Here is a 21539-nt window from a genome sequence, read left to right on the forward strand (position 1 = left end):
GGGATTAATGACGGGCTGATACTAGAGAGCAGGGACTGGCAAGTGGCTGACAGCCACAGTGAGCGGTCACGGGGCGTGGCAAGCGGTGCGAAATGGCGGCTCAGTGGCGCGGCTCAGCGTGCCGGCCGGCGGAAATCGGCGACCAGGCGGTAGTACCAGAAGGCTTCATCCGTGGCGAGACGTTCGGAAAAACGCGCCGGCGACAGGCCGGTCACCCGCCGCACGGCACGCCCCATGTGCGACTGGTCGGCAAAACCCGCTTCGGCTGCGACGGCGGCCAGCCCGCCTTCCCCTTGATCTGCCAATGCTTCGCGCAGGTGAAAGGCCGCCTCGACACGCTCGAACAGCGCCAGATCACGCTGACTCTGGCCGGTCCAGTCGCGGATGCGCCGCTGCAGCTGGCGCAGGCCACGCCCACTGCCGGAATGCGCGGCGCGGGTGGCCATGCTGCGCAGCCAGTCACCGAGCAGGGGCACCGGCGCTGCTGCGCCTCCCTCCTCCCGGTAGAGTCCGGTAAAAACCTGCTGCAGCACGTCAAATGGCGCTGCGCCGCCGCATGCCTGAACAGCGGTACATGCGCTTTGCAGGGCAGGCAGCGGCATCTCGTCCAGAGCAACGGTGCGGTCCATATAGCCATCCAGTGGCTCGCCCAGCCAGTGCGCCAGCACCTCGGGATACAGGCCTACCGAGAAGGCGTGGATGTCGCCGGGGGACCAGCTTACCAGCGGCCGGCGCTGCGGCCCGGTGAGCGTAATTGCCGGCAGGGCCGGACCGGGCTGGAATGGCTCCCGTTCCCCATCCCCCGTCAGCAGATGCAGGCTGCCGTGGAACACCCAGGTGAGCATCACCAGCGGGCTGGCCGGGTAAAAATTGCAACGCGCCGCGTCGCTCAGCGCGCAGCCGCGCGTATCCCGCTCGATGGCCGCCACAATGCAGCCGGCCAAAGCCGGATCGGGAACATGCAGCAAGGAACGCGGGGCAGGCACAGGATGTCGTTTCCGTTCTAGAGCGGGACAGGGCAAGGCGGCAGCATGGTGGCAATTCACCACGGAGCACTTGCATGGCCAAAACCATAATTCAGGGACGACTGACGCACAAGCTGCGCAGTCTGGCGGTTTCCTGCGCAGCAGGCGGCACAGTACTGCTGCGGCGGCTGGCCGGTCGGCCACTGGTCGCGGCCTGGCCGCCAGTCATGGAGTACGCCACGCTGTTCTGGCACTGGCAGTTCAATCACGCACTGCGGCTGGCCCGCGAGAGTCCGGCCGAATGCCGTGCGTACTTCGACAGCCTGTATGCCGTCACCGAAGACTACCCCGATGTCAGCCATCGCCCGAGTGCGGCGCACGAGCCGCGCGGCGACTGGTACATCCCGCAGCACGGCCGCAGCACGATCACGCTGCTGCATTTCCACGGTGGCGGCTATGCGTTCCACGCGGCGGTCTCACGGCATTTTGCCGCGAGTCTGGCGCACTATCTGGGCGTGAGCGTCTTTGCCCCGGACTACCGCCTGACCCCGGAACACCCCCACCCTGCGCAACGCGATGATGCGCTGGCAGCCTATCGCCATCTGCTCGCCAGCGGTGTCCCGGCCAGCCAGATCGTGCTGTGCGGGGATTCTGCCGGCGGGCATCTGGCGCTGATGACACTGGCCGAACTCGCCGATGCCGGCCTGCCGCAACCACTATTGACCCTGGCACTCAGCCCGTGGACCGATACCGGCGAACGCGGTGCCAGCCTGTACGGCAACGACCGCTTCGATCTGGTGCAGGGCTACATGACGCAGCGCTTTGCACAATGGCTCAAGGGGGGGCAGCCACTCAGCGATGCCGAACTGTCACCAATCACGCGCGATTACCGCGGGCAGGGGCCGATCTACCTGCAAGTGGGCGGGCGGGAAATCCTCGTCGACATGATCCGCGACTTTGCCCGCAGCCAGGCGGCAAACGGTGCACAACTGCGGCTGGATGTGTGGCCGGAGATGAACCACGAGTTCCACGCGTTTGGCCGCACGCATCCGGACAGCCACGCCGCGCTGCTGCGCCTGCGCGAGGCCCTGGACTGGGCGGAAAGCCAGCGACCATTCCCACCGCAGCCGTATACCGAGATCGATACGCTTGCTGCCAACCTCACCCGCGTAGCCATATCTGCAATACCCATAACCCCATAGAGCAGAAAGCACCACGAACACTGAAAAGCAGGGCTATACCCCGAGCGCGTCTTTCAGTGACTTGAGAAAGCGCCGGCTCACCGGCACGCTGCGGCCGTGCCGGGTGATGAGGTCGGCACCGCCGCTGTCGTTGAGGCGAATTTCGGCGATCGCCTGCGGGTGCACCAGATGCTGGCGATGACAGCGCAAGAGCGGCGTGCGTTCTTCCAGTGTTTTCAGCGTCAGTTCGGTGAAGTGCTCCTGCCCGTCGCGGTCAACCAGATAGATGCCCGAGAGCCTGGCGATCACCGACTCCACCTCGGCCAGCGGCAGCAGCACGATGCGGTTATGCCCGTGACAGGGCAGTTGCTGCAGCGGCTGCAGGTTGATCAGCGGCTGATAATCCGGGGCGCCGGCCGGCAGGCTGCGGCGCAGCCGCGCGAGGGTTCTGGCCAGCCGCGCGGGTTCGACCGGCTTGAGCAGGTAATCGAAGGCGTGCGCGTCAAAGGCCCGGATCGCGTGTTCATCAAAAGCGGTGACGAAAACGATGTGCGGCACATGCTCGGGGTCGAACATGCTCACCAGCTCCAGCCCGGAAATTTTCGGCATCTGGATATCGAGGAAGATCACATCCGGGTTCAGCCGGTTGATCAGTTGCATGCCTTCGATGGCATTGCCGGCTTCGGCTGCGATGCTCACATCCGGATGCGCCGCCAGCAGCGCGCGCAGTTCGTCACGCGCCAGCGGCTCGTCGTCAACCAGCAGCACTTGCATCGGGGCTTTCCTCGTTCAGGGGTAAGGTCAGGGTAATGCGGGTGTAGCGCTCGGCCAGTGCGTCGACCGCCAGGCCGAAACGCTCGCCAAAGCGCGCCTTCAGGCGCTTGTCGACCAGCGTCATGCCCAGCCCGGCGCCGGCCTGACGCGCCAGCGGATACAGGCCGGCATTGTCCTCGACGTGCACCAGCAAGGTATGTTCATTCTTGCCCGGCTCGGCAAACAGGCGAATGTGGCCCGGGCCCAGCAGATGTGCAGTGCCATGCTTGATGGCGTTTTCCACCAGCGGCTGCAGCGAGAAGGCCGGCAGGCGCGCCTGCGCGTAGATGTAGGGCAGATCGATCTCGACCTTGAGGCGCTCGCCAAAGCGCGCCAGCTCGATCTGCAGGTAGGCGTTCACGTGCTCGATTTCTTCGGCCAGCGTGACTTCCTCCTCGGGACGCTTGAGGTTCTTGCGGAAAAAGGTCGACAGATGCTGCACCAGGGTCCGGGCGCGATCCGGGTCGATGCGGATCACGGCGTTGATGGTATTCAACGCATTGAACAGAAAATGCGGGTTTACCTGCGCATGCAGCAGCTTGATCTCGGTCTGGCTCAAGAGGCTGCGCTGCGACTCCAGCCGTCCGGTAAGAATCTGGCGCGCCAGCAGATTGGCAATGCCCTCGCCCAGCGTGCGGTTCACCCGGGCGAACAGCCGCCCTTTCGGCTCGTAAAGCTTGATCGTACCGATCACCTGTCCGTCGGCATCCTGCAGCGGAATCACCAGTGTCGAGCCCAGCCGGCACTCGGGATGAATCGAGCAGGTGTAGGCGACCTCGTTGCCGTCGGCGTACACGACGCGGTTGTCGCGGATTGCTTCCAGCGTATGTGTCGATACGATCGGCGTTCCCGGCAGATGGTGGTCTGCCCCGGTGCCTGTAAACGCCAGCAGCCGCTCGCGATCGGTAATGGCCACGGCGCCGACGCCGGTTTCCTCGGCAATGATCGTGGCGACTTTCTGCGCGCTCGCGGCACTCAGGCCACCACGCAGCACGCCATCGGTCCGCGCCGCAATGCGCAGCGCCCGCGCGGAGAAGGCATTCGAGTATTTTTCCAGCATCGCCCGCCGGTCGAGCAAGAGACGCATGAACATCGCACTGCCAATGCTGTTGGCCGTGAGCATCGGCAGAGCCACGGTATTCACCACGGCAAACGCGGTGGCATACGGCGTGGTCAGGGCCAGAATGATCAGCATCTGCACGATTTCCGCGGCCAGGGTCACCAGCCCGACCAGCATGGGCTGGAACAGCAGATCGACCCGCCCGCGCCGGATTAGCAGGCGGTGCACCAGCCCTCCCAGCAGACCTTCGGTCACAGTGGAAACCATGCAGGCGATGTCGGTTGGCCCGCCCATGCCATAACGGTGCAGCCCGCCGGTCAGCCCCACGGCCAGCCCCACCGAAGGCCCGCCCAGCAAACCGCCCAGCACGGCGCCGATCGCACGGATATTGGCAATGGCCTCGCCGACATGCAGACCCAGCAAAGTGCCGAGCACGCAGAACCCGGAGAACACCACATAGCAGGTGAGCTTGTGCGGCAAGCGGATCGTGACCTGCATCAGCGGGGTAAACAGCGGGGTCTTCGCCAGAATCCACGCAATCACCAGAAAGATGCAGGTCTGCTGCAGCAGCTGGAAGACCAGTGCAAGTTGCTGCGCCATCCGCTATCTCCTTCTCGTGCGCTCGAGCCCGTCACCGTAAGCCATTGCGCGCGCGCCGGCCATCAGCGAATACCCCAAGCCATAATACATGCCAATGTATATCCGCATGAGCCATTCAACAATTAGCCTTCACGGCAATACCCGTCAGGCATTCCGCTCTTCCTGTTGCAGCCAGCGGTGACAGGCCGCACGCAGGCGCTCCGCACCAGCCGTCAGGCGCTTTTCCGCGTGCCAGACCAGATAGAAACGCCGCTGCATCGCGATGTCCGGCAGCGGAATCACGGCGAATTCGTCCCGTGCCAGTTCGCGGGCAATCGAGCGGCGCGAGCCACAGGAAATCCCCAACCCCAGCCGCACCGCTTCGCGCACGGCCTCGCCGCTGCCCAGTTCCAGCAGCAGATTCATGCCGCCCAGATGCGGCAGCAGCATGGCTTCCAGCATCTGCCGCACCCCGGAACCGGCCTCGCGCATGATCCACGGAGCGGCCGCCAGCGCGGCAAGGCTCGCTTCACCGGCCAATAAGGGGTGATCAGCGCGGGCAAACACTACCATCTCGTCGGCCAGCCAGCGCTCGCTCACCAGCTGCCGGTGCGTCAGCGGTGCCTCGATCAGGCCGATGTCGGCACGACTGTCGAGCAGCAGCTCGACCACGTGCTGCGAATTGCCGATGGCGACCTCGTAGCGGTCTTCCGGGCGCGCCTGCATCAGCTCGCCCAGCAGCGCCGGCAGCACAAAATTGCCGATAGTCAGGCTGGCGGCGATGCGCAAGCGGCTTGGCGCCCCCGCGTCGTAGCTGGCTTCCAGTGTTTCGGCCTGTGCCAGCAGTTCCTCGGCGCGCGGCAACAGAAAGCGCCCGTGTTCATTCAGCACCACGCGCCGGCCGATGCGATCGAACAGGGTCACCCCCAGCCGGCGCTCCAGCTCGGCCAGGGCGCCACTTGCCGCCGATTGCGACAGCCCGAGCGCCGCGGCGGCGGCCGTCACGCCACCGGTGCGATTGATTGCGCAAAAGACTTCCAGTTCGCGCAGCGTCATTTTCAGCATGGCCCCTCCTGATCGGTTTTCCCGATGACTTTAACGGAATTATCCGTTATTCAGAATATATCTTCCAGCGATAAGCTTATGCCATCGAAACCTAAGCAGGAGCACCGCGATGAATGCCTCCGCACTCAGACAACTACTTCCCGGCCTGGCACTGGTTGCCGCCATTACCGCCGTCGCCCATTTTCTCGGCGAACAATTCCCGCTGATGGGCGGCGCCGTTGCCGGCATTCTGCTCGGCCTCGCCATTCGCAGCCGCTTCAAGGTCAGCGAAACGCAACTGCCGGGCGTCCGGTTTGCCGGCAAGCAGCTGCTGCAGTGGTCGATTGTCGGCCTGGGGCTGGCGCTGCCGATCGGCGCGGTGCTCGATACCGGGCTGAAATCGCTCTCGGTCACGCTGGTCACGCTGTCACTGGCCTTTGCCAGCGCCTTTGTCTTCGGCCGGTTGCTGAAGATTCCGGCCAAGCTTTGCGTACTGATCGGCGGCGGCACCGCGATCTGCGGCGGCTCGGCGATTGCCGCGATGACACCGGTGGTGAAGCCGGATGATCACGAAACCGCGTTCTCGCTGTCGACCATCTTTCTGTTCAACATCGTCGCCGTGCTGACCTTCCCGGTACTGGGCCAGTGGCTGGGGCTGTCGGATTCCGGTTTCGGCCTGTGGGCCGGCACCGCGATCAACGACACCTCGTCGGTGGTGGCTGCCGCCTACTCGTGGAGCAAGGAAGCCGGTGACTATGCCACCATCGTGAAGCTGAGCCGTGCCATGCTGATCATCCCGGTGACGCTGATCCTGAGCTTCGTGTTCACCCGCCGCAACGCGGTAAACGTCGACGGCACCGCCGCCAAGCGCCCCGGCATCCGCCACGCGATTCCCGGCTTCATCATCTGCTTCGTGATCGCCTCGCTGTTCAACGGCTACCTGCCGCAGGCCCTGACCAGCGCCGCGCACAGTGCCTCCACCGTCCTGATCACCGCGGCACTGACCGCCATCGGCCTCTCGACCGATCTGGGCAAGATGAAGCACACCGGCTGGCGTCCGATTGCCCTGGGCCTCCTGGTCTGGATCACCGTCGCCGCCTCCAGCCTCCTGATGCAGCACCTGGGCGGGCACTGGTAATATCAACCCAAGGTACAAGTCAACACTAGACCGGTGGCCCCTGCGCTGCCGGTTTTGCTTTGCAGACAGGAAAGTAAACGTGAATCAGGCCTACAAGTACATTGCCCTATGTCCGGAGGCCGTGCTGCCGGAGCCAGGCTCATCGATGCCGTACAAGGCAATCATATGGATTGAAAGCCCGAGCACAGCGCAATGGCGTGAAGCGGTTTGCTACTGGTTGGTAAAGTCAGGCTGCCTGTACGCGCTCTGCGTTGGCACGGATTGCGAAATCTGGCACGACCTGATTGATGAAACCCTGCTTGAAGAATTCGGCTGGCAAGGCATTCCGGACGACCGATCAATCATGACGACCTGGCATACCGAAGAAACCCTAGGTCAGGTTTACGAATTTGCCCAACTACACGCTCGGCATCCAGCTGTTGCGCTTGATGGTCTGTCTATCTTGCATATCACCGAAAAAGTAATGCCGCCTGAACTGCTTGCCGCAGCGCTTGCGAACTGCGCGTAAAAAAAGCCGCTTTGCAGCGGCTTTTTTCATGTCTGGTGCAGCGCATCACTTGCGGGCAATCGCACGCCAGCCGATGTCCTTGCGGTATTGCATGCCGTCAAAGCGAATGCCTTCGAGCATGTCGTAGGCGCGCTTCTGGGCGATCTTCACGCTGTCGCCCAGTGCGGTCACGCACAGGACGCGGCCACCGGCGGTCACGACGTCGCCGGCGGCATTCAGTGCCGTGCCGGCGTGGAAGACGTGGCCATCTTCATGCTTGGCATCCAAACCACTGATCACGTCGCCCTTCTGCGGGGTTTCCGGATAATTGCCGGCGGCCATGACCACACCGATGGCGACGCGACGGTCCCACTCGGCCTCGACCTGATCGAGACGCCCTTCGATGCCGGCTTCGATCAGCGTCACGAAATCGCTCTTCAGGCGCATCATGATCGGCTGGGTTTCCGGATCACCGAAGCGGCAGTTGAATTCGACCACATTGACCGTGCCATCCGGGCTGACCATCAGGCCGGCGTAGAGGAAGCCGGTGAATTCGACGCCATCCTTCGCCATGCCGGCGACGGTCGGCAGAATGACTTCGCGCATCGCGCGGGCGTGGACTTCCGGGGTCACGACCGGAGCCGGGCTGTAAGCCCCCATGCCGCCGGTGTTCGGGCCTTCGTCATTATCCAGCAGGCGCTTGTGGTCCTGGCTCGACGCCATCGCCAGCACATTCTTGCCATCCACCATGACGATGAAGCTGGCCTCTTCGCCGGCGAGGAAGCCTTCGATCACCACGCGGGCGCCGGCGTCGCCGAACTTGTTGCCTTCGAGCATCATGTCGATCGCCGCGTGCGCCTCATCCAGCGTCATGGCCACGACCACACCCTTGCCGGCCGCCAGGCCGTCCGCCTTGATGACAATCGGTGCGCCCTGCGCATTTACATAGTCATGCGCGGCTTTCGCATCGGCGAAGGTGGCATACGCAGCGGTCGGAATACCGTGGCGTGCCATGAAGTCCTTGGCAAAGCCTTTCGACCATTCCAGCTGCGCGGCAGCACGGGTGGGGCCGAAGATTTTCAGCCCTTCGGCACGGAATGCATCAACCACGCCGTTGGACAGCGGCGCTTCCGGGCCGACGACGGTGAAGGCGATGTGCTCGGTCTTGGCAAACTCGATCAGCGCGGGAATGTCATTGATGTTGACGTTGGTGAGGTTGGGTTCGCGCGCGGTGCCGGCGTTGCCCGGTGCCACAAACACCTTGGCCACGCGCGGCGACTGGGCGATTTTCCAGGCCAGCGCGTGTTCGCGGCCGCCGGAACCGATTACCAGTACGTTCATGGGTATACCTTTCTAGCTATCAGAATTCAATGCGTCCGTACGTATAGATTACGGAACCGTTATTCACCCCACCCAGACTCGGGATGTAGGTGGTGTACAGCGTGATCGGGGAAAACTTGGCCGACACCATCGGTAGAATCACCGGAAAAGGAATGCCGTTGAAAATGTCGGTGCGCGACACCAGCCCGCCGGAGAGCCCGGCCCCCAGCTGGAAGTCGCCTGCCACTTTCCAATAGGGCATCCACATATAGCCCAGATTGAACTGCGGGTCTTCATGGGAATCAGCGAACACGAAGAAGAACAGTGATTCTTCGTTGCCGTTTTCATGGGTGATGTGTTTTTCGAAACCGCCGCCGTAGGCGAATTCGTTCAGTTCGGCGAGTTTCTCGGGCGTGTATTGCCAGCGGGCATGGTAGGCATAGCCGGACACCAGCAGCCCGTTATTGCCCTGATTCCAGATCTGGCTGACCTTGCTGCAGGCCGTATCGAAACCGGCCCACCAGTCTTCGCAGGCCGCCTGCGCAGCAGGGATAGAAAGCAACAGGGCAAGACCGGCTAGCAGGGTGCGAAATGATTTCATCGTAGTTGGACGAAGTAATGTGAGTGGTAAGCGCCTTTTACGCCAGATGGCGGGATCAGGCTGTTACGAAGTTATCAGCCCGGAGAAAGCTTGCTCAACATTCAGCTTCGGTGCGCAAATCCCTGCGGGATTTTCACTCCCTAAGCACGGCACCATTCGGGGCAAGCAATCACAAGCCCATTCGGCTGGGAGCCGCGCGAGGGCGCGAAACACGGTGGCGACGTGTGCGTTTGCACACGAGCCGCCGGGTGACAAAGCCATCGCGCGGCGCAGCGCCGAATCAATGACGGAAGTGGCGGATGCCGGTGACCACCATGGCAATGCCATGCTCGTCCGCCGCAGCAATCACCTCGTCGTCACGCACCGAGCCGCCCGGCTGGATGATGGCGGATACACCATTTTCCGCAATCACGTCCACACCGTCGCGGAACGGGAAGAAGGCGTCCGATGCGGCCACCGAACCGCGCAGGTCCAGACCGGCATTCTTGGCCTTGATTGCCGCGATCTTGGTCGAATCGACACGGCTCATTTGCCCTGCGCCGATGCCCAGCGTCTGGCCCTTGCCGCAGAAGACAATCGCATTGGATTTCACGAACTTGGCGACATTCCACGCGAACAGCAGGTCTTTGAGTTGCTGCTCGTTCGGCTGCTTCTTGGTCACGACCTTCAGATCCGCCAGTGTCAGTGCATGCACGTCCGGGCTTTGCACCAGAATGCCGCCGCCGACACGCTTGAGATCGAACTTGTTTTCGCCGGTTTCGATGGCCACTTCCAGCACACGCACGTTGACCTTCTTCGCCAGCAGATCCAGCGCTTCCTGGGTGTAGGACGGGGCGATCAGCACTTCGAGGAATTGCTTGGCAACGGCTTCGACGGTGTCGGCGTCAACGGTCTTGTTGAACGCAATGATGCCGCCAAAGGCGCTGGTGGTGTCGGTGGCAAACGCCAGCTGGTAGGCCGTGTAGGTATCCGGGCCAACAGCGACGCCACAGGGGTTGGCGTGCTTGACGATCACGCAGGCCGGCTCGGCAAACTGCTTGACGGCCTCCCAGGCGGCGTCGGCATCGGCGATGTTGTTGTAGCTCAGTTCCTTGCCCTGGAACTGCTTGTAATTCGCCAGGCTGCCGGCAGCCGGGTGCAGGTCGCGGTAGAAGGCGGCGGACTGGTGCGGGTTTTCACCGTAGCGCATGTCCTGCACCTTGACGAACTGCAGATTCAGGCGGTTCGGATAGGCCACCTTGTCGCCCGCGTCGGTCAGGGCGGTCAGGTAGTTGGAGATCGCGCCGTCGTAGGCGGCGGTGTGGCTGAAGGCCTTCTTGGCCAGATTGATGCGGGTGGTCAGGCTCAGTGCGCCGCCGTTGGCCTGCATTTCTTCAACCAGTGCGTTGTAATCCGCGGCATCGGTAACAATCGCCACGTGCGCGTGGTTCTTGGCTGCCGAGCGCACCATGGCCGGGCCGCCGATGTCGATGTTTTCGATCGCGTCTTCAAAGCTGCAATCCGCCTTGGCGATGGTGGCCTCGAACGGATACAGGTTCACACACACCAGATCGATGTTGCCGATGCCATGCTCCTGCATGGTGCCCACGTGCGCTTCCAGATCGCGACGGCCGAGAATGCCGCCGTGAATTTTCGGGTGCAGCGTCTTCACGCGGCCATCGAGCATTTCCGGGAAGCCGGTGTAGTCCGACACTTCGATGACCGGTACGCCGTTGTCAGAAAACAGCTTGGCGGTACCGCCGGTGGACAGGATTTCCACGCCTTGCGCCACCAGCGCACGGGCGAAATCCAGCACGCCGGTCTTGTCGGATACGCTGATCAGCGCACGTTGAATCTTGCTCATTCGTTCATCTCCAGATTGAATTGCCAGTTTGCTGCGCCCCGTTTCTCACGAGGCCAATTTCACAGGTATCCGCCCACAGCTCTTGCAAAGCGATGACTACGGGCGCATACCCCTTAAAGCATGTCGTAGGTCTGCAGCTTCTTGCGCAGGGTGTTGCGGTTGATGCCCAGCATGTCCGCCGCCTTGGTCTGATTGCCGCCCACTTTTTCCAGCACGATTTCCAGCAGCGGCTTTTCCACCCGAGCCAGCACCATGTCGTACAGTGCGCACGGCGCTTCGCCGTCCAGATCGCGGAAATACTCGGCCAGCGAGGCATGAATCGCATCGGCGATCTGATCGCGCGCCGCTTGTTGTTCAGTCATTGGTTTCCCCTGTTTCGTCTTGTTGTTCTGTGTTCTGCGCAGCGCCGTCCGTTGCGGCGCTGTCGTCGTACACCAGCCGGGCGGATTGCGCCGCCAGCCGGTCAAAGAATTCGCGCGTGGCGCGCGCCTGATCCGCGCTGCTTTCCAGCGCATACATGGCCTGGCGAAAGGCATTGCCGCCCTGCAAGCCCCTGGTCGTCCAGGCAATGTGCTTGCGGGCGATGCGCACGCCGGAATACTCGCCGTAAAAGGCATACAGCGCGTCCAGGTGTTCCATCATCACCGCGCGCACTTCGCTCACATCCGGTGGCGCCAGCATTTCGCCCGTCGCCAGAAAATGGCCGATCTCGCGGAACAGCCACGGCCGCCCCTGCGCGGCGCGGCCGATCATGATGGCGTCTGCGCCGGTGACATCCAGCACATGTCTGGCTTTCTGCGGGGTATCGATGTCGCCATTGGCGATGATGGGAATGCGGCGCGTGGCCTTGACCGCGCGGATCAGCTCATAGCGCGCGTTGCCGTTATACATGTCCTCGCGCGTGCGGCCGTGGATGGCCAGCGCGGCAATGCCGGCGTTCTCGGCAATTTCGGCCACGCGGTGGATATTTTCCTCGCCATTGCAGAAACCCAGCCGCGTTTTCAGCGTGACGGGCACCTCGACCGCCGCCACCACGCGCTCGAGGATTTCCTGCACCAGCGCTTCGTCCTGCAGCAAGGCGGAGCCGGCCAGCTTGTTGCAGACCTTTTTCACCGGGCAGCCCATATTGATGTCGACGATCTGTGCGCCGTTGGCCACCTGATAGCGCGCGGCCTCGGCGAGCTTTGCAGGCTCCGAACCGGCAATCTGCACGGAAATGGGCGCAAGTTCGCCAGTGAAGTCGGCGCGGCGCTGGGTCTTTTTGGTCAGGCGCAGGCTCTGGTCAGCCGTGATCATTTCCGACACGGCATGGCCCGCGCCAAAGCGCTTGCACAGCTGGCGGAACGGCCGATCCGTCACCCCCGCCATGGGAGCCACGATCAGATTGTTGGCAAGCGCATAAGGCCCGATGTGCATGACCGGTGGCAAAGGGGGTGGGTGGAATGGGCGGCCATTCTACACACCGCCTAAAAATTAGGCAACAACGATCCTCGCTCGCCCAAACACACCTCATCCCATCCAGCCGGAGCCCTTGCTGGCACTAGGCTACAGCCCGATACCCACCACAACACAAAGGGCGTCAAAGCCATCGCGACGCCAGTGGTGCACGCCCCCAAAAAAAGCAAGGATGTCAGTGACTAGCCGGCGAAGGGAGCACCGCCAGCGGTGATCGGCCACGCCCAAGCAGCGCCAGCTGATTGCGCAGGGGATCGTAGAGAACGATCTGGTCGCTCCCCAGCTGGAAAAGTGCAAGATTTCCGGGCAAGTGCTGAACATAGGTCACACGCCACGCCAGCACGGGACTCTCTGTCGCCAGGCGCCAGGACCGGCCCCCTGCAGTTACCAGCAAACCATCTCCCGGCCAGAAGCCACCTTGAAATGACACAGAGGATGAGGCTACCGCAGGAAACCGTGCCGCCTTCCCTGCCTGAATACGAAGTCGATCCCGAGGCCAACCAGTCACCGATGCCCAAGGGCCGGCAAGCGGAATATTCAGCTGTTTCATACACAAAGGGTAACGGTCAAGCAGAACCAGTCTTGGCTGCGGAGTATGGTCCTCGACTCCCAATTCAAGGCCTTTGCAATCATGCGACTCAACAGTAGCAACCTTTTGAATCCCTCTAGACTCCCACACTAGGACTTCTGTCCTATCAGCAGATAGAAAGTAGACCTGCAATCCGGCAGGCACGCGCATCGAGCCAGCCGAACTGAGCTCAGTCTGGCTCAACATCGACAGTTGCACGGGGGCTACGAACAGATAAAGCAGCAGCAAAGGCAGATAACTGATGGTTTGAATCAGGAAACTCGCCCGCAGCGCCTGCCTTCCGCTGCGCCGCAGATCGCGCAGCGCCAGCCACACGAACGGCCATTCCAGCAGGACTGTGAACAACCAGGCCAGCGGCAGCGCCAGCCAGGCCACATACAACGCATTGTGGAGATCAACCCAGCGCCCCAAGTCCAGCAGCTGCAACACGCCAAAGCCCGCCCAGGCTGACAGGTAGTTCGCCAAGAGCAGCAGGCCGAAATTCCGTTTGTCATGCAGCCTGTCTCGCCGGACAAAGCGCTGCAGCAGCCAGAGCTCGAACAGCGCAATGAAGAAATTGCCCAAGAGCAGGTGGAATGCGCCGAGCCACATCAGCGGCGTGCCGGCGTTGGCCTGCGCCAGTGCAGGCCACAGCAAGGCAATCAGGCAAATAAGCGGTGGCAAACGCAAGCGAAAAGATCCGGGCATGTCGTGAGTTCGTAATGGCGAGCGAGCATCACCTTACCACACTCATCAGCTTGAGTTGCTTAATCACGCCTCCATCGGCCAGCGCACGATTTCCTGCCGCAGTGTCGCGGCGTCGGTCATGCCGCTCATAATCCGTGCACCAATCAGCAGGCTGGGGGTGGCGTAAACCTGCAGCCGCTGCGCCAGTTGCTGCGTCGCTGTCAGCGTTGCGGCCGCCGCATCGGCCTCGGCGAGGCTGGCTTGCGTTCCGGATTGCCGCGCGATCTGCTTGAGTGCGGCAGTGGTCAGCGGCAGCGGGCCAGTCATGAGAGCGTGATGCGCGGCGCTGAACTGCCTGGGCTGCTGCTGCCACACCCGCAGCGCGAAGGCGCTGGCCAGTGCGCTCCCCGGATCCATGATTGTCAGCAGCTTCAGCACGAAACGCGCGGGGGCATCGGCTCGTCCTGCCAGCTGTGCGATGACCGGATCGAGCTTGCGGCAGTAAGGACAGTTGTAATCGGTAAACACCAGCACGCTGCGCGTGGCGGCCGCCGGCCCGAGGACGGGGTCGAGCGGGTTGTCATAGATCGCCACCGGCGTTTCGCGCGCCAGGCGGCGCAGCTCATCCCGATAAGCAGCGCGGCGCCGTGCCGCCTCGGCCTCCAGATCGGACAGGCTGGCGCCGCTGGCCAGCACGGGCAAGCCGGCGAGAAGGGTCAAAAGCTGGCGACGCTGCATGGCGCAAGATTCCCGGTCAAAAGCATCCCGACCGAAATACAGAGGCGATGTTCCCCGTGAACAAATCACACCCGAAACCCACAGGTATCGGGCGGGGAATCAGCCAATCAAAAAGAAAAGGGCAAATACAAGTAAAGGTATTCGGCTAGCGAAAGCGGTAGCGCGCTCTGCAACGCGCCAGATCGTCGGCACTGGGGCGCACGGTGCCGACCGACACCGAATCGTCAAACAAAATGGAGTCACGGCTGGGGCTGTGCTGCACCAGACCGATGCCGTGGCCGACTTCGTGCACCAGTGCAGCCATCAGCCACTCGCGGCTGCGGATACCGCTGGCGGATAGCGCGATGTCGGCGTCGGTGAGGATGCGGCGGAACTGGCGGGTTTCGGTGTGCGCCAGCGCACCGGGCAAGGCGGGCACCCAGCCGATGACGTTTTTGCCATCGTGCTCCAGACCCAGTTTCGTGTAGCCGGCGAACTCGATCTTCACCCCGCACGGCGCCCAGGCCTCGCTGGCGGCGATCATTGCGTCGAGGATGTCGCTGTCCCGGATTGTGGCAGGGGCGCCGGAGGGGTTGTACAGCAGCACGTAGGTCTTGTTCTGCCAGACCGGATCATCGCGCTCGTCCAGCGCCATTACCGGTGCAGCCAGCCCACATACCCAAGCCAGCATGGCGATGAATGCCATTATTTTCATAGATTCCACCCATATACCCCCTGCAAATACAACAAAGGGTGGCAGAGCCACCCTTTGTTCACCAGCGAGCCGGAACACTTAGTCCTTGCGCTCGACCTGCGAGACGTCGCGCACCGCCCCGGTATCGGCCGAGGTGGTCATGGCGGCGTAGGCACGCAGCGCGGCGCTGACAAAGCGCTCGCGATCAACCGGCTTCCAGGCATCCTTGCCCTTGGCTTCCATGGCAGCACGGCGAGCGGTGAGCTCTTCGGCGCTGACCAGCAGATTGATCGTGCGGTTCGGGATGTCGATTTCCAGCTGGTCACCCTCTTGCGCCAGACCGATCGCGCCACCTTCGGCGGCTTCCGGCGAAACGTGGCCAATGGATAAACCGGACGTCCCGCCGGAAAAGCGGCCATCGGTCAGCAGCGCACACGCCTTGCCCAGGCCCTTGGACTTCAGATAGGACGTCGGATAGAGCATTTCCTGCATGCCCGGGCCGCCCTTCGGGCCTTCGTAGCGGATCAGCACCACATCACCGGCAACGATCTGGTCGTCCAGAATGCCGGCCACCGCGTCATCCTGCGATTCGAAAATGCGCACGCGACCGGTGAACTTGAGAATGGAATCATCCACACCCGCGGTTTTCACGATGCAGCCGCGCTCGGCAATGTTGCCGTACAGCACCGCAATGCCGCCGTCCTGCGAGTAGGCGTTTTCCTTGTTGCGGATGCAGCCGCCGGCACGATCCAGATCGAGATCCGGATAACGCATCGACTGGCTGAAGGCGATGGTGGTTGCCACGCCGCCGGGCGCCGCGCGGTAGAAGTGGTGCGCCAGACTATCCTGGGCATTCTTCACCACATCCCACTTGTCCAGACCTTCACCGATGGTCTTGCTGTGCACGGTGGGCACATCCCGGTGAATCAGGCCGGCGCGATCGAGCTCGGCCAGAATGCCGATCACGCCACCGGCGCGGTGTACGTCTTCCATGTGATATTTCTGCGTGGCCGGCGCCACTTTCGCCAGACACGGCACTTTGCGGCTCATGCGGTCGATGTCGGTCATCTTGAACGGCACGCCGGCTTCATTGGCGGCGGCCAGCAGGTGCAGCACGGTATTGGTCGAGCCGCCCATGGCGATGTCGAGCGCGATGGCATTTTCGAAGGCTTCGAAGGTACAGATATTGCGCGGCAGGACCGAGGCATCGTCCTGCTCGTAATAGCGCTTGGCAAGCTCGACGATGGTCTGGCCGGCCTGCAGGAACAGGTTTTTGCGGTCGGCATGCGTGGCCAGCACCGAGCCATTGCCCGGCAGGGACAGGCCCAGCGCTTCGGTCAGGCAGTTCATCGAGTTGGCGGTAAACATGCCGGAACACGAACCACAGGTCGGGCAGGCGGAGCGCTCGACCGCTGCGACTTCTTCATCGCTGACATTCGGGTTCGCCGCTTCAACCATCGCGTCGACCAGATCCAGCTTGCGGATCTCGCCCTGCCAGTTGACCTTGCCGGCTTCCATCGGGCCGCCGGACACGAAGATCACCGGAATGTTCAGGCGCAGCGCGGCCATCAGCATCCCCGGGGTGATCTTGTCGCAGTTGGAGATGCACACCAGCGCATCGGCGCAATGCGCGTTCACCATGTACTCAACCGAATCGGCGATCAGGTCGCGTGAGGGCAGCGAATACAGCATGCCGCCGTGACCCATGGCGATGCCGTCATCCACCGCGATGGTGTTGAATTCCTTGGCGATGCCGCCGGCCTTTTCGATTTCGCGGGCGACCAGCTGGCCGAGGTTGTGCAGGTGCACGTGCCCCGGGACAAACTGGGTGAAGGAGTTGGCAATCGCAATGATGGGCTTGCCGAAATCGCCATCCTTCATGCCGGTGGCTCGCCACAGGGCGCGCGCGCCGGCCATGTTGCGGCCGTGGGTGGAGGTACGGGAACGGTATGCGGGCATGGTCGTAATCCTGTTACGTAATTCTGGTGGCCAGAAGGGCTGAGACCGGCACCGGCCCGGAATGTTTCGGGCGGGCGACGGCCGGAAATGCAGACCCCGATCAGGGTAAATACTGCACAGCAGCAGCGGACAGGCTATTGGCTTGCGGCGCGCGGCTCGATTCATGGGATAATGCCGCGATTTTATTCCAAAACCGCCCGCCCATGCTCGTTCATCCGCAATTCAATCCGATCGCCATCCAGCTCGGCCCCTTCGGCATTCACTGGTACGGGATCATGTACCTGCTGGGATTCGCCCTGTTCCTGATCCTCGGTCGCTGGCGCATTGCGCACAGCAACCCGCCCGGCTGGCACAAGGGCGAACTGGACGATCTGCTCTTTTATGGCGTGCTCGGCGTCATTCTTGGCGGGCGGCTGGGCTATGTGTTTTTCTACAAGCCCGAATTCTACATGGCCAACCCGCTGGCGATCTTCAAGCTCTGGGAAGGCGGCATGGCCTTTCACGGCGGCTTTATCGGCGTGCTGCTGGCGATGTGGTTCTTTGCCCGCAAAACCGGCCGGCGCTTTTTTGAAGTCACCGACTTCATCGCCCCGCTGGTGCCACTGGGCCTGGCTGCGGGGCGCATGGGCAACTTCATCAACGGCGAACTGTGGGGCCGCATTACTGCGCCGGAAAATTTCTGGGCCATGCTGTTTCCGCAAGCACGCAATGCCGACCTGCATGCGGTCAATACCCACCCCGAGCTGCTGAACTGGCTGCATAATGAAAGCCTGCCGCGTCACCCGTCGCAGCTGTACCAGTTCGCCCTGGAAGGCGTGCTGCTGTTCCTGATCCTATGGTTCTACTCGCGCAAACCGCGCCAGACAGGCCAGGTCTCGGGCTTGTTCCTGCTGGGCTACGGGCTGTTCCGCTTCATCGCCGAATTTGCCCGCGAGCCGGATGATTTTCTCGGTTTGCTGCAATGGAGCCTGTCGATGGGACAATGGCTGAGCCTGCCGATGATCCTGCTCGGCGCACACCTGTTCTGGTGGTCTTCGCGACAGGCGCCGAAACGCGCCAGCCGATACTAAGCCCCCCATGAGGCTGCACGCACTATATTTAAAAGCCTACAGCCTTATACCCAGACACGAACCTTTTCCTTCGCGCGCACTCCAAGCGACTCTGCCCTTTATGGAGCCGCCATGTTCGACTTTCTCGCCGACCCCGCCAGTCTGTGGTTTGTCTTCGCCTTCCTGCTGATGGGCGTGGGACTGGCCGGATCGGTACTGCCGGTCTTGCCCGGCAGCCCGCTGATTTTTGCCGGCGTACTGATCGCCGCCTGGCAGAACCACTTCGAACGGCTGGGCTGGCCGACCTTCATCCTGCTGGGCTTGCTGGTGCTTGTTTCGCAGATCATCGACTACATTGCCGGCGCGGCCGGCGCCAAAGCCGTGGGCGCCAGCAGGCAGGCTGTCTGGGGCGCGCTGGCCGGCTCGATCATCGGCCTGTTCTTTGGCCTGCCCGGACTGATCCTGGGTCCCTTTGTCGGCGCGGTACTGGGCGAACTGCTCGCGCAATCCTCGCTGGGCCAGGCTGGCAAGGTGGGCATCGCCAGCTGGCTGGGCTTTATTGTCGGCTCGATCCTGAAGCTGGTGCTGGCCGCAGCCATGCTGGTGGTAGCAGCACTGGGCTGGTGGGTATTCTAGGCAGAAGCTACATCCAGCGGCGGTTGCGGAACAGCAGCGTCAACACCGTCGTGATCAGCGCCATTGCCAGCATGGTCGCCCCGAAACCCCACTGCCATTTCAACCCGGGCATGTGCTCGAAATTCATACCGAAGATGCCGGTAATCAGCGTCAGCGGCATGAACACGATGGTAATGACGGTCAGGCGGCGCATCTGCAGATTGAGTTTGTGCCCCTGCAGGGAGTGGTAAGTATCCTGCTGGCCGGCCAGCGCTTCGCGCAGCGTTTCCACCGTTTCGATCAATTGCACCGAGTGATCGTACACATCGCGCAGATAGAGCTGGGTCTCGTCATGAAAGTAATCCTGCTCATCGCGCTGCAAGGTATTGATCAGCTCGCGTAACGGCCACAGGCCGCGGCGCATGCCCTGCAGGCTGCGCCGCATCTGCTGCAGCCGGCGCAACTGGCCCGGCTGGGTACCGGATTCGAGCATTTCGTCTTCGAGGTCATCGCTGATGTCGCCCAGCCGTTCCAGCACGGTGAAATCGCGATCGACCAGCTTGTCGAGGATCGAATACACCAGATAGTCGGCGCCGAACCGGCGCACCAGGGATTCCCCGCGCCGCAGCCCTTCGCGCAGACCGGCAAACGTGCCGGTCGGCTTTTCCTGAAAGGTCAGCACAAAGCCGCGCCCGAGCACGATGCTAACCTGCTCCCCCTCCAGATTGCCGTTTTCATCGAGCGAGTGCAGCCGTACCGTAATGAACAGGTAGTGCGGGTAGGCTTCGACCTTGGGGCGCTGCTGGGTGTTGAGGATGTCCTCCAGCGTCAGCGGGTGCAGGCGGAAACGCTCGCCAACCAGCTGCAGCAAGGCCTGGTTTTCCAGCCCGTGCAGATTCAGCCACAGCACCGGGTATTTCGGCTGATAGACCCGGCCCTGCTCGACAGCGGTAAACTGGGTTTCGACAAAATCGCCGGGCTCGGGGCCGTATTCGATCAGGGTGGCCAGCGTGGGCTGCGCCTCGCGCTGGCCGACATACAGCAGCGTTCCCGGAGCAGCCCCCGCCTTGTCGGCACGCAGGTGTTTCTTCACAGGCCGAGCGCCGGCACCGTGAGCGTGATGCCGATGGTTTGCCATAACGCTTGTTCCTCGTGCAGCGCCTGAACAATCAGTGGCGCGTCATTCAACCAGGCCTCGGGCAGTGCCAGCTCGTAATGCCGGCCATCCTCGCCCGCGCCGCAGCGCCAGCCGTCCGGCCAGACGCAATCGCTGCGCGCACGCGCGAGCAGCACAGCCAGTCGCAACGCCAGCAGGGCGGCGCGGTCATCCGGGCTGCTGCGCGCCAGCTCGGGCAAGGGGCCGCTTTGCGAGCCGGTCAGCCACGACAGCCACGCCTGCTCGCGCTCGGAAAATCCCAGCATGTCCGACCACGCCAAGATGTAAGCCGTATGCCGGTAATAATCATGGTGAGCAATCGCGCGACCGATCTCGTGCAGTGCCGCAGCCATGCCAAGGCGATGCAGGATTTCCGGCGAACCGGGGCGGAAGTGCCCGAAAATATCCTCGGCGAGAAGACGCACCCGCTCGGACTGGCCGACATCGGCCTGGAAGCGGCGCACGAAATTCGCCACGGTACGGTCACGCACGTCCTGGCTGGCCGCGCGCGCCATCAGGTCATAGAGAATGCCATCGCGCAACGCGCCATAGGTCACGCCCATGCGCTCGATGCCGAACATGCCGAAAGCCGCATTCATGATGGCGAATCCGCCGGGCAATACCGGCCGCCGATCCGGGCGCAGACCATGCAACTGGATGGCATCGATGTGCCCTGCCCCCAGCATGATCTCGCGCAGGCGGTCCAGCCCCTCGCGGGTAATCCCCATGCGCGAGAAGCCATTGAGCTCCAGCAAGTCAGAGAGCGAGCGCGCCGTGCCCGAGGTGCCGACCGCACGGTGCCACTGATCAGCCCGGAATTCCGGTACCAGCGGCAGCAGCGTGCCGCGAGCTGCCAGTTCGGCTGCAGCCAGTCGCTCGGCATTGATGATGCCGTCCGGAAAGTAGCGCATGCTCCAGGCCACGCAGCCCAGTTGCACGCTTTCGGTGACATAGGCGCGCAAGCCGCTGCCGATGATCAGCTCGGTCGAACCGCCACCGATATCCAGCACCAGCCGCCGCTCGCGCGTCGATGGCAGGCTGTGCGCCGCACCGATGTAGATCAGCCGCGCTTCTTCGCGGCCGTTGATGATGTCGATGGGGTAACCCAGCGCCGCTTCGGCCGCCGGCAGGAAATCCTGCCGGTTACTCGCCACCCGGAAGGTATTGGTGGCCACGGCACGCACGCAGGCTGGCTGAAAATGCGCCAGCACCTCGCCAAAGCGCCCGAGCGCCTCGATGAGTTCGGCCTGTGCCGCAGGCGTCAGACGGCCTGTGCGGTCCAGCCCGGCGCCGAGACGCACGGTTTCCTTGCGTGTTTCCAGCGGAAAAACCTCGCCGTCGACCACACGGGCGACTTGCAGGCGAAAGCTGTTCGAGCCCAGATCGACGGCGGCAATCACAGGCGAATCAGACATTTGGCATTTCCGCAACAAGGCTCTGGTTGACAGGAGTGGGGGGATGATAGCCGTTGCACGCCGCCAGCGGCAATGTTTCTCGGTGCGACGCAGCATGCGCGCCCGTAGCACTGACGCCGTCTGCACGAAAATGATCTTGGTTAAAAAAAAGCGATTTGACACAAACGCCGCCGGCATCCTCTGGCACAATCAT

At 62.7% G+C, this 21539-nt stretch carries 21 protein-coding genes; 5 read left to right on the forward strand and 16 right to left on the reverse strand.

The features are described 5' to 3' along the window. Positions 1-113 precede the first annotated feature (113 nt). On the reverse strand, positions 114-986 hold the full coding sequence (locus tag INR99_RS17785) for a helix-turn-helix domain-containing protein (protein WP_194115522.1): 873 nt from the start codon (positions 984-986) through the stop codon (positions 114-116). 74 nt (positions 987-1060) lie between these two features. On the opposite strand from INR99_RS17785, the gene INR99_RS06555 reads away from it, so the two are divergent. Continuing rightward, positions 1061-2167, forward strand: coding sequence for an alpha/beta hydrolase (locus INR99_RS06555; protein WP_194115524.1), 1107 nt, complete (start codon positions 1061-1063; stop codon positions 2165-2167). Between the two features lie 33 nt (positions 2168-2200). On the opposite strand, the gene btsR is transcribed toward INR99_RS06555, so the two are convergent. The 3 genes from btsR to INR99_RS06570 form a co-directional block, all read right to left on the reverse strand. Next, positions 2201-2920 (reverse strand): two-component system response regulator BtsR, encoded by a 720-nt coding sequence (btsR, locus tag INR99_RS06560; protein WP_194115525.1) that lies wholly within the window; start codon positions 2918-2920, stop codon positions 2201-2203. Beyond that, on the reverse strand, positions 2901-4619 hold the full coding sequence (locus INR99_RS06565) for a sensor histidine kinase (RefSeq protein WP_194115526.1): 1719 nt from the start codon (positions 4617-4619) through the stop codon (positions 2901-2903). Before INR99_RS06565 ends, btsR begins: the two co-directional genes overlap by 20 nt. A 144-nt stretch (positions 4620-4763) precedes the next feature. Further along, entirely contained in the window at positions 4764-5663 is a 900-nt protein-coding gene (locus tag INR99_RS06570) for a LysR family transcriptional regulator (RefSeq protein WP_228098126.1), read from the reverse strand. Positions 5664-5772: 109 nt separating this feature from the next. Here INR99_RS06570 and INR99_RS06575 point away from each other — a divergent pair, with 109 nt between their 5' ends. Together INR99_RS06575 and INR99_RS06580 are read left to right on the forward strand one after the other, a co-directional pair. Then, complete coding sequence (locus tag INR99_RS06575; RefSeq protein ID WP_194115527.1) at positions 5773-6780, forward strand: YeiH family protein; 1008 nt, start codon at positions 5773-5775, stop codon at positions 6778-6780. 79 nt (positions 6781-6859) lie between these two features. Beyond that, positions 6860-7288: a DUF7684 family protein gene (locus INR99_RS06580; RefSeq protein WP_194115528.1), complete on the forward strand. Its 429-nt coding sequence runs from the start codon at positions 6860-6862 to the stop codon at positions 7286-7288. Between the two features lie 45 nt (positions 7289-7333). Here the strand turns inward: INR99_RS06580 and purD are convergent, their stop codons facing one another. From purD to ilvD, 9 genes are all read right to left on the reverse strand, one after another. After that, positions 7334-8608, reverse strand: a complete 1275-nt coding sequence (gene purD, locus INR99_RS06585) for a phosphoribosylamine--glycine ligase (protein WP_194115529.1) — start codon at positions 8606-8608, stop codon at positions 7334-7336. 19 nt (positions 8609-8627) lie between these two features. Further along, entirely contained in the window at positions 8628-9188 is a 561-nt protein-coding gene (locus INR99_RS06590; protein ID WP_194115530.1) for a phospholipid:lipid A palmitoyltransferase, read from the reverse strand. Positions 9189-9468: 280 nt separating this feature from the next. Then, the gene (gene purH / locus INR99_RS06595) at positions 9469-11031 is read right to left on the reverse strand and encodes a bifunctional phosphoribosylaminoimidazolecarboxamide formyltransferase/IMP cyclohydrolase (protein WP_194115531.1); all 1563 of its coding nucleotides are present in this window, start codon (positions 11029-11031) and stop codon (positions 9469-9471) included. Between the two features lie 113 nt (positions 11032-11144). Beyond that, a complete protein-coding gene (gene fis, locus INR99_RS06600; protein WP_194115532.1) occupies positions 11145-11393 on the reverse strand; it encodes a DNA-binding transcriptional regulator Fis in 249 nt (82 codons plus the stop codon). Then, entirely contained in the window at positions 11386-12447 is a 1062-nt protein-coding gene (dusB, locus tag INR99_RS06605) for a tRNA dihydrouridine synthase DusB (RefSeq protein WP_194115533.1), read from the reverse strand. The genes fis and dusB overlap by 8 nt, the downstream gene beginning before the upstream one ends. Positions 12448-12661: 214 nt before the next feature. Continuing rightward, positions 12662-13762: a hypothetical protein gene (locus tag INR99_RS06610; protein ID WP_194115534.1), complete on the reverse strand. Its 1101-nt coding sequence runs from the start codon at positions 13760-13762 to the stop codon at positions 12662-12664. 63 nt (positions 13763-13825) lie between these two features. Next, a complete protein-coding gene (locus INR99_RS06615; protein ID WP_194115535.1) occupies positions 13826-14479 on the reverse strand; it encodes a DsbA family protein in 654 nt (217 codons plus the stop codon). A gap of 145 nt (positions 14480-14624) precedes the next feature. Then, the gene (locus tag INR99_RS06620) at positions 14625-15173 is read right to left on the reverse strand and encodes a zinc metalloprotease (protein ID WP_194115536.1); all 549 of its coding nucleotides are present in this window, start codon (positions 15171-15173) and stop codon (positions 14625-14627) included. A gap of 78 nt (positions 15174-15251) precedes the next feature. Beyond that, positions 15252-17111 carry a dihydroxy-acid dehydratase gene (ilvD, locus tag INR99_RS06625; protein ID WP_194115537.1) on the reverse strand — a complete coding sequence of 620 codons (1860 nt, stop codon included), beginning with the start codon at positions 17109-17111 and terminating at the stop codon, positions 15252-15254. Between the two features lie 203 nt (positions 17112-17314). On the opposite strand from ilvD, the gene lgt reads away from it, so the two are divergent. Then, on the forward strand, positions 17315-18181 hold the full coding sequence (gene lgt, locus INR99_RS06630) for a prolipoprotein diacylglyceryl transferase (protein ID WP_194115538.1): 867 nt from the start codon (positions 17315-17317) through the stop codon (positions 18179-18181). A 111-nt stretch (positions 18182-18292) separates the two neighbouring features. Next, the gene (locus INR99_RS06635) at positions 18293-18796 is read left to right on the forward strand and encodes a DUF456 domain-containing protein (RefSeq protein WP_194115539.1); all 504 of its coding nucleotides are present in this window, start codon (positions 18293-18295) and stop codon (positions 18794-18796) included. A gap of 7 nt (positions 18797-18803) precedes the next feature. Here the strand turns inward: INR99_RS06635 and corA are convergent, their stop codons facing one another. The 3 genes from corA to INR99_RS06650 are packed head-to-tail and all read right to left on the reverse strand — an operon-like array spanning position 18804 to position 21539. Further along, positions 18804-19868 (reverse strand): magnesium/cobalt transporter CorA, encoded by a 1065-nt coding sequence (gene corA, locus INR99_RS06640; RefSeq protein ID WP_194115540.1) that lies wholly within the window; start codon positions 19866-19868, stop codon positions 18804-18806. Beyond that, positions 19865-21346, reverse strand: coding sequence for a Ppx/GppA phosphatase family protein (locus INR99_RS06645; protein ID WP_194115541.1), 1482 nt, complete (start codon positions 21344-21346; stop codon positions 19865-19867). Before INR99_RS06645 ends, corA begins: the two co-directional genes overlap by 4 nt. After that, positions 21339-21539 carry a hypothetical protein gene (locus INR99_RS06650; protein WP_194115542.1) on the reverse strand — a complete coding sequence of 67 codons (201 nt, stop codon included), beginning with the start codon at positions 21537-21539 and terminating at the stop codon, positions 21339-21341. Before INR99_RS06650 ends, INR99_RS06645 begins: the two co-directional genes overlap by 8 nt.

Source organism: Chitinilyticum piscinae (genome assembly GCF_015223195.1).
Taxonomy (GTDB): domain Bacteria; phylum Pseudomonadota; class Gammaproteobacteria; order Burkholderiales; family Chitinibacteraceae; genus Chitinilyticum; species Chitinilyticum piscinae.